At 61.3% G+C, this 12,515-nt stretch carries 18 protein-coding genes and 1 tRNA gene; 6 read left to right on the top strand and 13 right to left on the bottom strand.

Going from position 1 to position 12,515, the window contains the following annotated elements:
- Positions 1-27 precede the first annotated feature (27 nt).
- Positions 28-876: an SDR family oxidoreductase gene (locus tag FFI94_RS07210; protein WP_138872379.1), complete on the bottom strand. Its 849-nt coding sequence runs from the start codon at positions 874-876 to the stop codon at positions 28-30.
- 116 nt (positions 877-992) lie between these two features.
- Complete coding sequence (locus tag FFI94_RS33590) at positions 993-1,148, bottom strand: hypothetical protein (protein ID WP_185993148.1); 156 nt, start codon at positions 1,146-1,148, stop codon at positions 993-995.
- Positions 1,149-1,652: 504 nt separating this feature from the next.
- Between FFI94_RS33590 and FFI94_RS07205 the strand changes: the two genes are divergently transcribed.
- A complete protein-coding gene (locus FFI94_RS07205; RefSeq protein ID WP_033234244.1) occupies positions 1,653-2,069 on the top strand; it encodes a helix-turn-helix domain-containing protein in 417 nt (138 codons plus the stop codon).
- A gap of 49 nt (positions 2,070-2,118) precedes the next feature.
- Here FFI94_RS07205 and FFI94_RS07200 read toward each other — a convergent pair whose 3' ends face one another.
- Genes FFI94_RS07200 through FFI94_RS33580 form a run of 4 tightly spaced genes read right to left on the bottom strand, consistent with a single transcriptional unit; the run spans position 2,119 to position 4,522 of the window.
- Positions 2,119-3,132 carry a hypothetical protein gene (locus tag FFI94_RS07200; protein ID WP_138872378.1) on the bottom strand — a complete coding sequence of 338 codons (1,014 nt, stop codon included), beginning with the start codon at positions 3,130-3,132 and terminating at the stop codon, positions 2,119-2,121.
- Complete coding sequence (locus FFI94_RS07195) at positions 3,129-3,590, bottom strand: ImmA/IrrE family metallo-endopeptidase (RefSeq protein ID WP_045069236.1); 462 nt, start codon at positions 3,588-3,590, stop codon at positions 3,129-3,131. The genes FFI94_RS07200 and FFI94_RS07195 overlap by 4 nt, the downstream gene beginning before the upstream one ends.
- A gap of 46 nt (positions 3,591-3,636) precedes the next feature.
- Positions 3,637-4,341: a hypothetical protein gene (locus FFI94_RS33585; protein WP_185993147.1), complete on the bottom strand. Its 705-nt coding sequence runs from the start codon at positions 4,339-4,341 to the stop codon at positions 3,637-3,639.
- A 7-nt stretch (positions 4,342-4,348) separates the two neighbouring features.
- A complete protein-coding gene (locus tag FFI94_RS33580) occupies positions 4,349-4,522 on the bottom strand; it encodes a hypothetical protein (RefSeq protein ID WP_185993146.1) in 174 nt (57 codons plus the stop codon).
- On the opposite strand from FFI94_RS33580, the gene FFI94_RS33575 reads away from it, so the two are divergent.
- Positions 4,516-4,842, top strand: coding sequence for a hypothetical protein (locus tag FFI94_RS33575; protein ID WP_185993145.1), 327 nt, complete (start codon positions 4,516-4,518; stop codon positions 4,840-4,842). The two genes, FFI94_RS33580 and FFI94_RS33575, sit on opposite strands and share 7 nt — an antisense overlap.
- Before the next feature lie 301 nt (positions 4,843-5,143).
- On the opposite strand, the gene FFI94_RS07185 is transcribed toward FFI94_RS33575, so the two are convergent.
- From FFI94_RS07185 to FFI94_RS07165, 5 genes are all read right to left on the bottom strand, one after another.
- Positions 5,144-5,219: transfer RNA gene (locus FFI94_RS07185), tRNA-Ala, on the bottom strand.
- 88 nt (positions 5,220-5,307) lie between these two features.
- The gene (gene glpR / locus FFI94_RS07180) at positions 5,308-6,045 is read right to left on the bottom strand and encodes a gephyrin-like molybdotransferase receptor GlpR (RefSeq protein WP_138872376.1); all 738 of its coding nucleotides are present in this window, start codon (positions 6,043-6,045) and stop codon (positions 5,308-5,310) included.
- Between the two features lie 243 nt (positions 6,046-6,288).
- Positions 6,289-6,924, bottom strand: coding sequence for a GNAT family N-acetyltransferase (locus FFI94_RS07175; protein ID WP_138872375.1), 636 nt, complete (start codon positions 6,922-6,924; stop codon positions 6,289-6,291).
- 57 nt (positions 6,925-6,981) lie between these two features.
- Complete coding sequence (gene glp, locus FFI94_RS07170; protein WP_138872374.1) at positions 6,982-8,241, bottom strand: gephyrin-like molybdotransferase Glp; 1,260 nt, start codon at positions 8,239-8,241, stop codon at positions 6,982-6,984.
- 126 nt (positions 8,242-8,367) lie between these two features.
- On the bottom strand, positions 8,368-9,279 hold the full coding sequence (locus FFI94_RS07165) for a UTP--glucose-1-phosphate uridylyltransferase (protein ID WP_138872373.1): 912 nt from the start codon (positions 9,277-9,279) through the stop codon (positions 8,368-8,370).
- Positions 9,280-9,338: 59 nt separating this feature from the next.
- On the opposite strand from FFI94_RS07165, the gene FFI94_RS07160 reads away from it, so the two are divergent.
- The 4 genes from FFI94_RS07160 (at position 9,339) to mscL (ending at position 11,736) form a co-directional block, all read left to right on the top strand.
- Positions 9,339-9,914, top strand: a complete 576-nt coding sequence (locus FFI94_RS07160) for a 5-formyltetrahydrofolate cyclo-ligase (protein WP_138872372.1) — start codon at positions 9,339-9,341, stop codon at positions 9,912-9,914.
- A gap of 158 nt (positions 9,915-10,072) precedes the next feature.
- Positions 10,073-10,381 (top strand): FmdB family zinc ribbon protein, encoded by a 309-nt coding sequence (locus tag FFI94_RS07155; RefSeq protein WP_138872371.1) that lies wholly within the window; start codon positions 10,073-10,075, stop codon positions 10,379-10,381.
- Between the two features lie 91 nt (positions 10,382-10,472).
- Positions 10,473-11,216, top strand: coding sequence for an SAF domain-containing protein (locus FFI94_RS07150; RefSeq protein WP_138872370.1), 744 nt, complete (start codon positions 10,473-10,475; stop codon positions 11,214-11,216).
- 97 nt (positions 11,217-11,313) lie between these two features.
- Positions 11,314-11,736 (top strand): large-conductance mechanosensitive channel protein MscL, encoded by a 423-nt coding sequence (gene mscL, locus FFI94_RS07145; protein WP_138872369.1) that lies wholly within the window; start codon positions 11,314-11,316, stop codon positions 11,734-11,736.
- 61 nt (positions 11,737-11,797) lie between these two features.
- On the opposite strand, the gene FFI94_RS07140 is transcribed toward mscL, so the two are convergent.
- Together FFI94_RS07140 and FFI94_RS07135 are read right to left on the bottom strand one after the other, a co-directional pair.
- Positions 11,798-11,992, bottom strand: a complete 195-nt coding sequence (locus FFI94_RS07140) for a hypothetical protein (RefSeq protein ID WP_138872368.1) — start codon at positions 11,990-11,992, stop codon at positions 11,798-11,800.
- A 6-nt stretch (positions 11,993-11,998) separates the two neighbouring features.
- Entirely contained in the window at positions 11,999-12,496 is a 498-nt protein-coding gene (locus FFI94_RS07135; RefSeq protein WP_179300869.1) for a molybdenum cofactor biosynthesis protein B, read from the bottom strand.
- Positions 12,497-12,515: the final 19 nt, after the last annotated feature.

The raw sequence follows: 12,515 nt of genomic DNA, 5'->3' as shown, positions 1-12,515 counted from the left end.
TCGACACAGGTCCTAACCGACAGTTAATTACGAGCGTGGTAACAGCTTGGCGAACTGGTCGTTCGCTTTCTGCATAACAAATTCATAGGGCGGAGAGAACTTGCGAGCCCACCAATAACCGAACCGGATGTCATTGGACGTATAAACCAGATATCGATTCTTCTCGATTCCGGAGAGAATGCATGCCGCCACTTTTTCCGGGGAGACCGCCCGCTTCTCGAATCGATGGACCAATGACTTGACCCGCGGGTCTTCCCGATCGATACCCGCAATCTCGACGGTGCCCACCAACGGAGTCTTCACCCCACCCGGGACAACGAGGCTCACGCCGATACCGTGACGCTTCAGATCGTACCGAAGCACCTCTGACACGCCACGTAGACCGAACTTGCTGGCACTGTATGCCGCATGCCAGGGCAGAGCGAGCAGTCCGGCGGCCGACGAGACATTGACCAGATGACCGCCCTTTCCGGCGCGGATCATCGGCGGAATGAACGTCTCCATGACATGAATGGGACCCATGAGGTTGACGTCCACCATGGATCGCCAGTGCCGATGCTCGAGATTCTCGATTGTTCCCCACGCCGATATGCCGGCAACGTTCATCACGACATCCATCGATCCGAACTGCTCAGCCACTTCTGCGCCGAATTTCGATACGGCGTCGTAATCGGAAACATCGAACGCTTCTGCCACGCTGACGGTACCGCCGGCCGAGGACACCATTTCGACGGTCTCATCAAGACCGGAACTGTTGATATCCGTGAGAAACAACTCTGCCCCGCCAGCGCCCGCCGCGATCGCCGTAGCTCGACCGATCCCGCTACCCGCACCCGTGATCAGGCATTTCTTTCCATCGAGCGACCTTATCGACATGGCTTTACACTCCCCCGCGCTAGCACTGTGGACATGGAAGGGAAGTGTACGCACGCAGCACCTGCCGGCAGGGCTTATGTCCCCTTCGCCGGGGACCATCACCATGGTGCATTTATCTACAAGCGGTGCGCCATCTGGTCTTGATAGTCACGCATGGTGCGCTCGATTGCGTCTGCTGCTTCACGGTCTCCACGCTTGCGCGCATCGAGGGCGCGATCTTGGAGGGCACGAATCGCTCGGCGTAACTCTTCGTCACTCATGATGTGTTTCATGTCACAATTTTGCGCCAACCATCAGGCCATGGCTAGTGGCGAACGCCCTTTTCGGTAAACCCCGACCGCCCTCTGCGCAGCAGACTGTGGGCCACATCTCGGCAATTCGGGCCAGAAGTCCCGATAAGGCCAGCTTCTGCAGGTTAACTGCAGTCAACCGGGGGCTGAACTGCGATTATTCGAACCGAAAGAACCGCCAAAACCGGGTTAACGTATAGCTACTGCACGCAAAACGGGTAAACGGTTCGTTATGGTGACAATAGGCAGCACTGGAGTAGGTCCGCAGTTCCCGCATAAATGGTCCTATTGCGATATCGACGGACCTGAAATTGCCCCCGAACTCGACGGAATCCGCCTCGGAGCTCCCCTAATCACAGAACCCGACTTTGCGACCCGAGCCCACTGAATGGACTACAGCGAGCTACCAATCGGTTATCCGCGTGATATCGTGGGATTCGCTGAACGAAACAATCGCTGATAGAGAGGATTACGGGGCGGTTCACAATGGCTGACTTTGCAGAACGACTGAACAAATTGTTCGACAGTGTCCATCCTCCCGGGCGCAAGCCCCACACCAACGCCGAGGTTGCCTCCGCGTTGATCGAGGACGGCCACCAGATCTCCAAGCCGTACATCTCACAGCTCCGCTCGGGACAACGCACCAACCCGTCGGACGAGACCGTCGCTGCTTTTGCGCGCTTCTTCAAAGTGAAGCCCGACTACTTCTTCAACGACATCTATGCCGCGAAGATCGATCACGACCTCGAACTGCTCGCACAGCTCCAGGGTTACGGTCTGCGTCGACTGTCGAGCCGAGCGTTCGATCTGTCTGAAGAGTCCCAGAACCTTCTCACGACTATGGCCGAAAAGCTCCGCGCAAGCGAAGGACTACCTGAAGTTCCACCAGACGCGTCACGTTGACGCGAGGCCAGGGCTGTCCCTGGACGTCACTGAGCAGGTCGATCGACACCTATCGGCCTGCTTTTGTCGTATTCGGCTGGGGTTCAAGCTTGTCGTAATCCCTGGCCAGAACTAGAACCCATCTCCTGGCAGACATACCGTCAGGAGGCGCAATCCAACGGGTATCGAGAACATCTGATTCCAGTGGATTCACAATCCACTCGGTCAATATCGCGGAATGAGTGGCGAGCGACCTCGGTGGCTCCCTCCCCCCGACGTCGAACAAACCGGCACCCGCCTGGATGTACATGGCGTCCATGATCTGCGCGATCATGTCCGACGCTTTGAGCACTGTTGTGGTTGCCGCGCTGTCAGCATCCACAACCTCCGGAAAACGCTTCACCAGCAGGCCGTGCATGCCCCGCAGTCGCTTCAGATCCAAACGCGCGCGCACCCACGTCTCGGTCAGCATCCACGTGATACCCAACGCGATCAGTAGCCCCGCCACCGACACGAACTGGACGCCGGCGCCGGACCAGATACCCGACTCGAGTGCGTTCGCCCCACGCACCGACTCGACCAGCATGACCACGACAACAATCAACAAAATCATCGAACCCACCACGATGAGTCCGATTCCGCGACCCAACGGCGCCCACGCAACGTGCCGCAACCCGGTCGAGATAACCAGCGCCAGCGCGACAACGACAAAGAGCAAAGCCGGAACCGAATAACCGACCGCCACGGCTATCGAAACAAGCAACCCGACCGTGTACAACACGATCGCAACGCCGCGCATCGCCGAACGCGTCATCACAGGCCACGCCGAAACCGCACCAACCGCGCTTGCCGCCGACAAGAACACCCACAGCACAACAACAACCATCGCCGCAAAGTGCTGATCGGGAGAAATTCTGTCCACGATGTCCCACACCCCGGGGACAATCACCGTAACCATCAACGCAACACAAAATCCGACGATAACCATGGCCGTACGCAGCGGCGTGGCAACTCGCGCCACCACGCGCCCCAGTCTTGCACCCGCCGCGATCCACACCACCAAGGCAATAGCCCAAGCGATCATCCGATCGCCTCGTCGTACCGCAGCACCGACAACGGCGTCCCACGGCCACTCATCGTTTTCAACCTCATCAACAGCATCGAAGCAAAGGTCTCCGCTTCCCACTCTGCAAGATCATCCATGGGAACCGGCTCATTGCGGCGCAACGATCGCTGGCTCAGCATGTACGCGATCAGATCATCGCTCGCTTCCAACGTCGCCTCCGCAATCTCCGCCCCTTCATGCCGAAACACGATGTGCCCCAACTCATGCGCAAGAGTTCGCTCGACGTTGGGTAAGCCGGGGGCCAGAACGATCACGTCATGGTCGTCGAACGCGCGCCGCTGACCGCACACCCCCGTCGCCAACGGAGTCTGTAGATCGATCTCGATCGGCCGCTCACGCTCGAGCGCCACCGCCTCGACAACCGTCAACAAATTCACCGCCTCCGACGATGCCGCAGCATCACACACCGCGTCCACCGCGGCGAGAACTCGACGATGCGATCGTCTGTTTGTCGGCACTTTCCTACACACCTCTTCCGGATCGGGGTGCCAGGAACTCAGCCCGCGCCGCTGTCAATCGAGCCTTCTGCATCGACGCGCCTCTGAACGTCAACGCACCTGCACCCGCCGCAACCAACGTCATTCCCGCAAGGCCGCCTACTACCGCAGCAGCATTCTGAATTGGAGGCAATCCTGAGGTGAAGACCACCGGGAGAGCTTGCGGGTCGTTATTTTGTGTCGAGGCCGAGGAATTCGGGGTATCGGATTGCACCGCAACAGCGATCGGTGCCGGTGCAGCCAAGATTTGAGGTGCTGCCGGCGTTGCGGCGTCACCTGCACCACCGGATGGCCCCGGCGACGGCGCCCCACCCGGAGCAGACGGGCCCTGCGGATTTTCGGGCCCGGCCGGAGCTGCCGCTGCCGAAGTTTCGCTGGGCTGTTCTGAACTAGTAGGCGCCTCAGTACTTGCAGACACTTCAGTACTTGCAAACACTTCAGTCGACTGGCTCGGCCTCTGGGATTCTGTCGAGCCTGTCGTCGGAACTTCCGAATCGGTAGTCGTCGTCACGACAGCGTCAGTAGTCGTGGTCGTGGTCACGACGGGATCAGTAGTCGTGGTCACGACGGGATCAGTAGTCGTCGTGGGAACTTCCGGTTCGGTCGGGTCCGTCGTCGGAACTTCCGAATCGGTAGTCGTCGTCACCACAGGATCAGTCGTCGTGGTCACGACAGGATCAGTAGTCGTGGTCGGAACTTCCGGTTCGGTCGGGTCCGTCGTCGGAACTTCCGAATCGGTAGTCGTCGTCACCACAGGATCGGTCGTCGTCGTCACCACCGGAGTTGTTGTCGTCGCCGCTGGACTTGTCGTGGTCACTACAGGGGTTGTCGTCGGGCAATGGTGGTGGCAACCACCACATCCGTTACCCCAACCGTTGCCGTTATTGCCGCAGCCGCAACCGTTACCCCAACCATTGCCGTTGTTACCGCAACCGTTATTGCCGTTGCCGTTATTGCCGTTGCCGTTATTGCCGTTGCCGTTATTGCCGTTGCCGTTATTGCCGTTGCCGCCAGGGCGGAGGGCGTCGGCACTCGGATTGTCGTCGGCGATTTCAGTACCGGTGGTGTTGTCGGCTGCACCTGGTTGCGCCGAAACGACAGTCGGAAAGACAGAAATCGCGAGGAACCCCACACCTGTCAGACACAGGACAGCTACAAGCGCCATGGCTAGCCGTCGCGGCTGGCTCATCAAGTTCCTCCCGACAAAATACGTTCTAGCTGCATGCACGATCCCAGCGACACAGTGGGGTTATCGTCGCTACACCACGGTCGTTACATGTCCAGAAAATAACTGGCTCACCAAGGATCATGCCTCAACCGCTTCGAAACGGGTTGTGATGAGCCCAAACGACCCTATGAACCTGCACACACCCGCACATTCTTCGCGAGTCTGCGCGATTTGTCGACCGAGCGGTCTGAAACGAAAACAGGCCCCTCAGTACTTACTGAAGGACCTGTTGCGGGTGACTACGTGGTGGAGCTGAGGGGAATCGAACCCCTGACCTCTTCGATGCGAACGAAGCGCGCTACCAACTGCGCCACAGCCCCTTGCCGCCGCCCGAAAGCGGGTGCTCGGCAACTCTAGCAGGACCGAAGTCCGCGCCTCGAGTTACCCGCCTTCCGAACGGTGGACGTTTTACTGCCCCGATGCGCGTCGCATTTCCGACTGCATCGGCACTTCCTCGTAGTGATCGAGGTGATCGAACGCGGGGTCGCCGTCGTCAACCTCCAGGACTACTGCGCCCGGTCGGCGCAGACGCGAAGGAATGAGACGCAATTCCTCGTCAGTGTGTGATTCGACGCCAAGGCGCGACCGGTTGAGCCGTTCCGTGCGACGGCGACGAATCTCCTGCTCGATCCGCACCTGCCGACGCAAATATGCCAGGTAACCGACAAGGCCGGCGAACGACAAGGCACAGAGCCACCACACGAGGGGCGAGACGATCAGCGCGAGTGCGCCGGCCATGATCGAGACGAAGGCAAGTCCGAGAAGAGTGCGCTGACGAAATGTGTAGCGCGCTTCTCGGGCGACGGCATCAGCTTCGGGATCGAATCCACCGCGTCCGCGTCGAACAGGCACGAACTCCCTGACCGGGGCACGTCCGCCGCTGTAGTCGCTGTCTTCTGCGTGAGTGTCCATCTGGTCCTCCGCGTCGTAGCCGCTGCGCACTGGTTCTGGTTGCCAGTTCGGATCGCTTCGATGTCCGGCTGCCGGTCCGCGTCGCACAGGATTGCTGTCGCCGCGGTGCAGTACGCGAGTCGCAAGAGCCGCTTCGCTGGTCTGGCGGATCCGGGGGCGCTTGTTCACGAGCATGGGCACGAGGACGAACAACCAGACGGCCACGAGCCCGATCCACACGAATGAACTAGGCATGCCGCGACCTCCTCCCGATCACCTACCAGCACCTATGCCAGCCGTTGATGAATCAAGGTTAACGGCCAACCGGCTCGCATCGTTGCCGACGCGCCGAACCCCACCTTACTCATGTGTCACACGCGTACCGAACCGAACTGACCGATCCGCCGGAATCTGTCGCAGGAAAAGTTGAACTCACAATGACCTGCCTCGGTCATTTTGATGCCAATTGGGGCGGTAACTACCTTTTAACTAGGGACTTCATACCCACGACGCCCGACCGGCGCGCACAAGCCGATCCACAACTGTGGTGGGAATCTCTTCGATCGTCATCCCGACAAGCACGTGATCGCGCCACTGCCCGTCGACGTCGAGATACCGGCGAAGGAGTCCCTCTTCACGGAAGCCGACGTTGTGGAGCACAGCGCGCGAGGACGAATTCTCCGGACGAACAGTTGCCTCGACGCGATGCAATCCCACTCGGGAGAAAGCATGGTCCAGCGTGAGCGCCACCGCTGCTGTCGCCACACCACCACCCGTGACGTCGGACGCAACCCAATAGCCCACCCAGGCGGAACGCAGAGCGCCGCGAACGATGTTGCCGACCGTGATCTGGCCGCAGTAGTTGCCGTCCAGCTCGATCACCCACGGAAGTATCCGGCCTTTGCGCGCCTCGGATCGCAGACTTCCGCACAACGACGGCCACACGGTGATGTGATGTCTGGCGTCCCACGGTGATTCGCCGGTCGGTTCCCACGGCTCGAGGTGCTCGCGATCGCGAATGCGCAATCTGCTCCAGGCGGACGCGTCACGCAGCCGAATCGGCCGGACGGTGACCACACCGGCAGCCACACGAATCGGGCCCAGCTTCTCGGGCCATCCGGGATGGACTGACATCACACCTCATTCGGTCGGAAAGTCGAAGCGGCGCACCGGAAGTGAACCAACCGTGACTCAGCCACGCTGGGCGAGAAATGCGACGTCGACTTCTTCACCGATCTGCACTTCGGTGACATCACGGTCGACGAGAACCAGGCAGTTCGCTTCGGCCAACGTCGCCAACAGGTGGGACGACGCACCCGCAGCGCCGCCGAGGGCCTGGACCAGGTACTCCCCCGTTGCTTCGTCACGCATCAACTGTCCACGCAGGAATCCCTTACGGTCCGCGATCGACGTAATCGTTCCCACTGTCCGGGCCTTCACGATGCGGCGCATCGGCTGGCGACGACCGAGCGCGATCCGGATGAGCGGCCTGACCATGACCTCGAACACCACGAGCGCGCTGACCGGATTCGACGGCAACAGGAACGTCGGTACCTCGTCACGCCCGAGCTGGCCGAACCCTTGAACGGATCCCGGATGCATCGCAACCCGCTCGACTTCGAGCATGCCCAGTTCGGCCAGAGCATCGCGGACCTCGTCGGACGCTCCACCGCCGACAGCACCGGCGATGACCACGATCTCGGATCGGATCAACTGTCCCTCGACGACCTCACGCAAGCGGCGAGCGTCGGATCCGGCGATACCGACCCGGTTGACGTCGGCTCCGGCGTCGCGGGCGGCCGCGGCCAGAGCATACGAATTCACGTCGTAGACCTGGCCGGGTCCAGGAGTTCTGTCGATGTCGACCAGTTCGCCGCCGACGCTGATGACCGAGAGCCTCGGACGCGGATGCACCAGAACTTTGTCCCGGCCCACTGCCGCGAGCAGCCCGACCTGAGCAGCCCCGATGATGGTTCCCGCTCGAACAGCGACATCACCCGGCTGCACGTCGTCACCGGCGCGTCGTACGTAGTCACCTGAGCGCACCGGCGCGAAGACTCGCACGCGGGCACGGCCACCGTCCGTCTGCTCCAGCGGTAGGACCGCATCGGCCAGCGTGGGCAGCGGCGCGCCGGTGTCGACGCGCACAGCTTGCCGGGGCTGCAGCCGGATCGGCTGACGCGAACCGGCCGTGACCTCACCGACGACCGGGAGGCTCAAGTCGATCGGCTCGCCGTCCTCACCACGCAGGTCCGTTCCGGCACCCGCAACATCGACGCTACGGACTGCGTATCCGTCGATAGCGGCCTGATCGAACCCCGGCAGCGGCCGCTCGGTAACCACTTCCTCGGCGCAGAGCAACCCCTGCGCCTCCGAAATAGCGACACGAACCGGCCGGGGCGCAACTGCAGCGGCTGTGACCCTGGTCTGCTGCTCCTCAACCGACCGCATATGGACTGCGTCCTCCTACTTTGTCGCGAAACTCGTGTTACCCGCAGCCCATGATGCCTTGCCACACGATTGGCCGGTCATCTCGATCCTGCGTCAACTGCTGTGCGGAGATGTCCGAACTGGTCCTTATCGTTCGAGACGAGCGATCAACCACTCTCGCAACGACGGGCCGTAGTCATCCATGTCCAGTGCGAAGTCAACCGCAGCGCGGAGGTAACCGCCGGGATTTCCGAGGTCGTGTCGAGTACCGCGGTGAACGACGACGTGCACGGGATGGCCTTCGGAGATGAGAAGCGCGATGGCATCGGTCAGCTGCAACTCACCACCGGCTCCGGGCTTGATGCGTCGCAGTGCGTCGAAAATGGCGCGATCGAGCAGGTATCGACCTGCGGCAGCAAACGTGGACGGCGCATCTTCCATCGACGGCTTCTCGACCATTCCGATGACCTTGAGGACGTCGGGGTTGGTGGCGTCCGGCACGATCTCGACGTCGAAGACGCCGTACGCGCTGACTTTGTCCTTGGGAACGTCGATGGCGCACAAAACCGAACCGCCGCGCTTGGCGCGCACCTTGGCCATAGTTTCGAGCACACCTCTGGGCAACACGAGATCGTCGGGCAGCAGAACTGCGATCGCATCTTCGTCGTCGTCGAGGACAGCTTCGGCGCAACCGACCGCGTGTCCCAGTCCGAGCGGCTGATCCTGGATCACGGAGTCGACTTCGAGGAGCCCTGGCGCCTTACGCACCTTGGCCAGGAGAGCGAGCTTTCCACTCGCCTCCAGCTTGCTTTCAAGGACGAGGTCCTCGACAAAATGGGCAACAACGCCGTCTTTGCCCGGCGAAGTCACGATGACCAGTCGCTCAGCGCCCGAATCGGCGGCCTCACCGGCAACCAGTTCGATGCCCGGTGTGTCGACGACCGGCAGCAATTCCTTGGGAACAGTCTTGGTGGCCGGCAGGAAGCGGGTGCCCAATCCTGCAGCAGGAACCACGGCCGTGCGAAAGGCCTTCTTGTTGCTAGCGACCACGTCTGTCATGCCAACACCCTAACGGCAGCTTGTTACCCAATGGTCAGCACGATGCTTATCGTGAAGTGGTGGAACCTCGAGAAAAAGCGCAATGGCGACAATCAGTGCTGACCGAGCGGGGTGCGATATCCGAGCAAACTCGGAGCACCGAATCATCGGCTCTCACCGCGCACTCGATCGATCTGACAATCCCGGGGACGACTGTGTGCGCCTACGTTCCTACCCGAACCGAACCCGGAACCACTGACCTGCTGGACGCACTGGCAGCCGTCGTAGATCGCGTTCTCCTGCCGATCACCGGCACACCCGGTCCCCTGTCCTGGGTCGAATACACGGGCGTCGACGCACTTCGCCCCGCTGCGTACGGGTTACGCGAACCCGTCGGACCCGTGCTGCCACCGGAAACCGTTGCGCTCGCCCACACAATTTTTGTCCCGGCTCTCGCGGTGGATCTGCACGGCACTCGGTTGGGACGCGGCGCCGGGTACTACGACCGCACGCTGGGGTTGGCGTCGCCGACTGCCAGGCTCGTCGCGGTAGTTCGCGACTCCGAACTCGTGGAACGGCTCCCCGCAGACCCGCACGACATTCCGATGGGCTGGGCTCTGACCCCGACTGCGGGTTGGACCCGACTGGGCCGATGAGGCGTCCGCCACCATTTCTCGGACAGTGGGAATGGACACGTAATTAGCGCTGTTGGCACTGTCACTTGTAGAGTGCTAAGGGCTGCGGTGTCAGAACTGGCTCGACAGCACTCGCCAGACCTGATGAAGCACTTAGATCACAATGCGGAGGAAGCCCGGTGCCTACCTACTCATACGCATGTACGGAATGTGACAACCGTTTCGACATCGTCCAGTCGTTCAGCGAAGATTCGCTGACGGTCTGCCCAGCCTGCTCCGGCAAGCTCCGCAAGCTGTTCAACTCGGTGGGCATCGTGTTCAAGGGCAGCGGTTTCTACCGCACCGACAGCCGAGGTGGCTCCGGCACGGCCAGCGAACCCGCCAAGAGCGATTCCGCTCCGGCCGCAAAGTCCGAGTCGTCGACCAAGTCCGAGTCTTCCTCGTCGTCGACCAGCACTCCGGCTCCTGCAAAGGCTGCCGCCAGCTAGTTCGAGCACAACTTTCTCCACAACCGCGAGGTTGTGCACAGACAAATATCGGTAGGACCGGAAAGCACGCTTCCGGCCCTACCGTTTGTCTATGCGACAACCATTCCTGTCAGGGCTGTTCCGAGCGCACTCTCGGAGTCAGGGTCGACCCGGATCACAGAATTTCGGTGACGTCGATCTCACGCCCAGCGTCGTCGACCGGTTGGTTGAGATCACCAAACCGAACCGTGCGCGCGGCGCGACAGTTCGAAAAATCGCTGCCCTCACTCTTGCCGGGCTCGGAATAGCACTGCTGTTTCGCGGCGATCCCGCCACCGATATCGTTCGCGTTGTCACTGCCGCCCGCGATGTTGCTCCGGGACAACTTGTCACCGTCGACGATCTCGGAATCAGTGAGTTCCCGGCCGACCACCTCCCCGACGGAACGCTCACCGAGGTCGGTGACGTGGTGGGCAGTACCGTCGCCGGGCCTGTTCGCCGCGGAGAAATCGTCACCGATGTCCGGGTTCTCGGCTCGCGCCTGGCCCGTGAGTCCACGGGAACCGACGACGCTCGAATTGTCCCGGTCCGGCTCGCCGATGCCGCTGTTTCGGACATTGTCCGTAGCGGAGACATTGTCGACGTGCTCACAGTTGGGCCCGACACTCCGAACGAGCAGACAAACGACAGCAACCCCACGATTCTTGCGTCCGACGCCGTCGTGGTCCTGGTCACTGCTGCAGAAAGTACACGTAACCAGCGAGAACAGGTGATCATGCTGGCGTTGCCCACCGAGGCTGCGACCCGCGTCGCGGCCGCATCGCTCGTCAGCGCAATCACGGTGACGTTCAAGTGAGCAAACATATTGGTGCTTGCTCCTTTAGGATTTTTGCAGTCGGCTCTCGCCGGAGAACCGCCACGTTCACCTCACACACAATTCGGGGGACACCGAAATGCTCAAGGGATTCAAAGACTTCCTGCTCCGCGGAAATGTTCTGGACCTGGCCGTTGCAGTGGTCGTCGGCGCAGCGTTCACCGCCATCGTCACAGCCTTTACGTCGAACATCATCAACCCACTGATCGCCGCTATCGGTGGATCGGACGAATTGGGCTGGGGAAAAGAAATCATCGCCGGCAATGCCGAGACCTTCGTGAACATCGGTGCCGTGGTCACCGCGATCATCAACTTCGTCATCGTCGCGGCAGTCGTCTACTTCGTGCTGATCGTTCCCGCGAACGCGGCCAAGAAGAAGTTCGCCACCGAACCCGAGGACAAGGAAGCCAGCGAAACCGATCTGCTCATCCAGATTCGCGACATCCTCGCTTCCGGCGCGACGGACCCCGACTCCGGCGCGCACGCCAAGAGCTTCGACTAGCGCTCATCTGACACATCAGGCCCGCCCGGAATGTCCGGGCGGGCCTGATGTGTGTTGTACGTCAACCACCGTGATGCGGCGGAACCTGCCTGCGTAACCACTCGTCATCCGACGAACCGGATGATCCTTGCGGATCACGCTCGTCTGACGTGGTCTCCGGGAACACGTCCCCGAAAATGCGTGCCAAAGCCTCTTTGTCGACAGGCTTCTTGCCAGAGGACTTGTCCTTCTTGCCAGAGCCGTTGTCGTCGGACAACTCTGCTCAGCCCTCGAGGCTGGACAGTTCGGCGATCACGTGACCCGCCAAAGCCGTCAAAGTTGCCATGCCGTCACGAATCGCGGGGCGCGTCGACGCCAGGTTGGCGACGACGGTGCTGCCCGAGACGCCCACCAAACCACGAGACAAGCCTGCTTCGAGCGATCCTGCGGACAGACCGGACGCGCGCAGTGCCTCGGCGATTCCCGGAATCTCCCGATCCAGCACCTCGGCCGTCACGTCCGGTGTCACATCGCGCGGTGACACGCCGGTGCCGCCGACCGAGATCACCAAGTCGACACCACCGATCACCGCGGTGTTGAGTGCATTCCGGATCTCCACCTCGTCAGCGGCGACCGCAACCGTCGCGTCGACGTGAAAACCTGCTTCGTTCAACAGTTCGGTGACCAGCGGACCGATGGAGTCGGTGGTGTCACCGTGAGCTGTGCGATCGTCGACGATGACAACCAGGGCGCGGCCGGCCGATGTGGCTTCGAGTTCCATGACTCCTACCGTAGTGCCG

The sequence above is a fragment of the Rhodococcus sp. KBS0724 genome (genome assembly GCF_005938745.2).
Taxonomy (GTDB): Bacteria; Actinomycetota; Actinomycetes; order Mycobacteriales; family Mycobacteriaceae; genus Rhodococcus_F.
Note: the sequence above shows the minus strand (reverse complement) of the source record. Positions and strands in the feature narration are given on the sequence as shown.

Bases quoted from the DNA above. Each gene is read 5' to 3' on its own strand.
- FFI94_RS07210 (WP_138872379.1), bottom strand. From the start codon at position 876: ATGTCGATAAGGTCGCTCGATGGAAAGAAATGCCTGATCACGGGTGCG.
- FFI94_RS33590 (WP_185993148.1), bottom strand. From the start codon at position 1,148: ATGAAACACATCATGAGTGACGAAGAGTTACGCCGAGCGATTCGTGCC.
- FFI94_RS07205 (WP_033234244.1), top strand. From the start codon at position 1,653: ATGGCTGACTTTGCAGAACGACTGAACAAATTGTTCGACAGTGTCCAT.
- FFI94_RS07200 (WP_138872378.1), bottom strand. From the start codon at position 3,132: ATGATCGCTTGGGCTATTGCCTTGGTGGTGTGGATCGCGGCGGGTGCA.
- glpR (WP_138872376.1), bottom strand. From the start codon at position 6,045: ATGCCTAGTTCATTCGTGTGGATCGGGCTCGTGGCCGTCTGGTTGTTC.
- FFI94_RS07175 (WP_138872375.1), bottom strand. From the start codon at position 6,924: ATGTCAGTCCATCCCGGATGGCCCGAGAAGCTGGGCCCGATTCGTGTG.
- glp (WP_138872374.1), bottom strand. From the start codon at position 8,241: ATGCGGTCGGTTGAGGAGCAGCAGACCAGGGTCACAGCCGCTGCAGTT.
- FFI94_RS07165 (WP_138872373.1), bottom strand. From the start codon at position 9,279: ATGACAGACGTGGTCGCTAGCAACAAGAAGGCCTTTCGCACGGCCGTG.
- FFI94_RS07150 (WP_138872370.1), top strand. From the start codon at position 10,473: ATGCGACAACCATTCCTGTCAGGGCTGTTCCGAGCGCACTCTCGGAGT.
- mscL (WP_138872369.1), top strand. From the start codon at position 11,314: ATGCTCAAGGGATTCAAAGACTTCCTGCTCCGCGGAAATGTTCTGGAC.
- FFI94_RS07135 (WP_179300869.1), bottom strand. From the start codon at position 12,496: ATGGAACTCGAAGCCACATCGGCCGGCCGCGCCCTGGTTGTCATCGTC.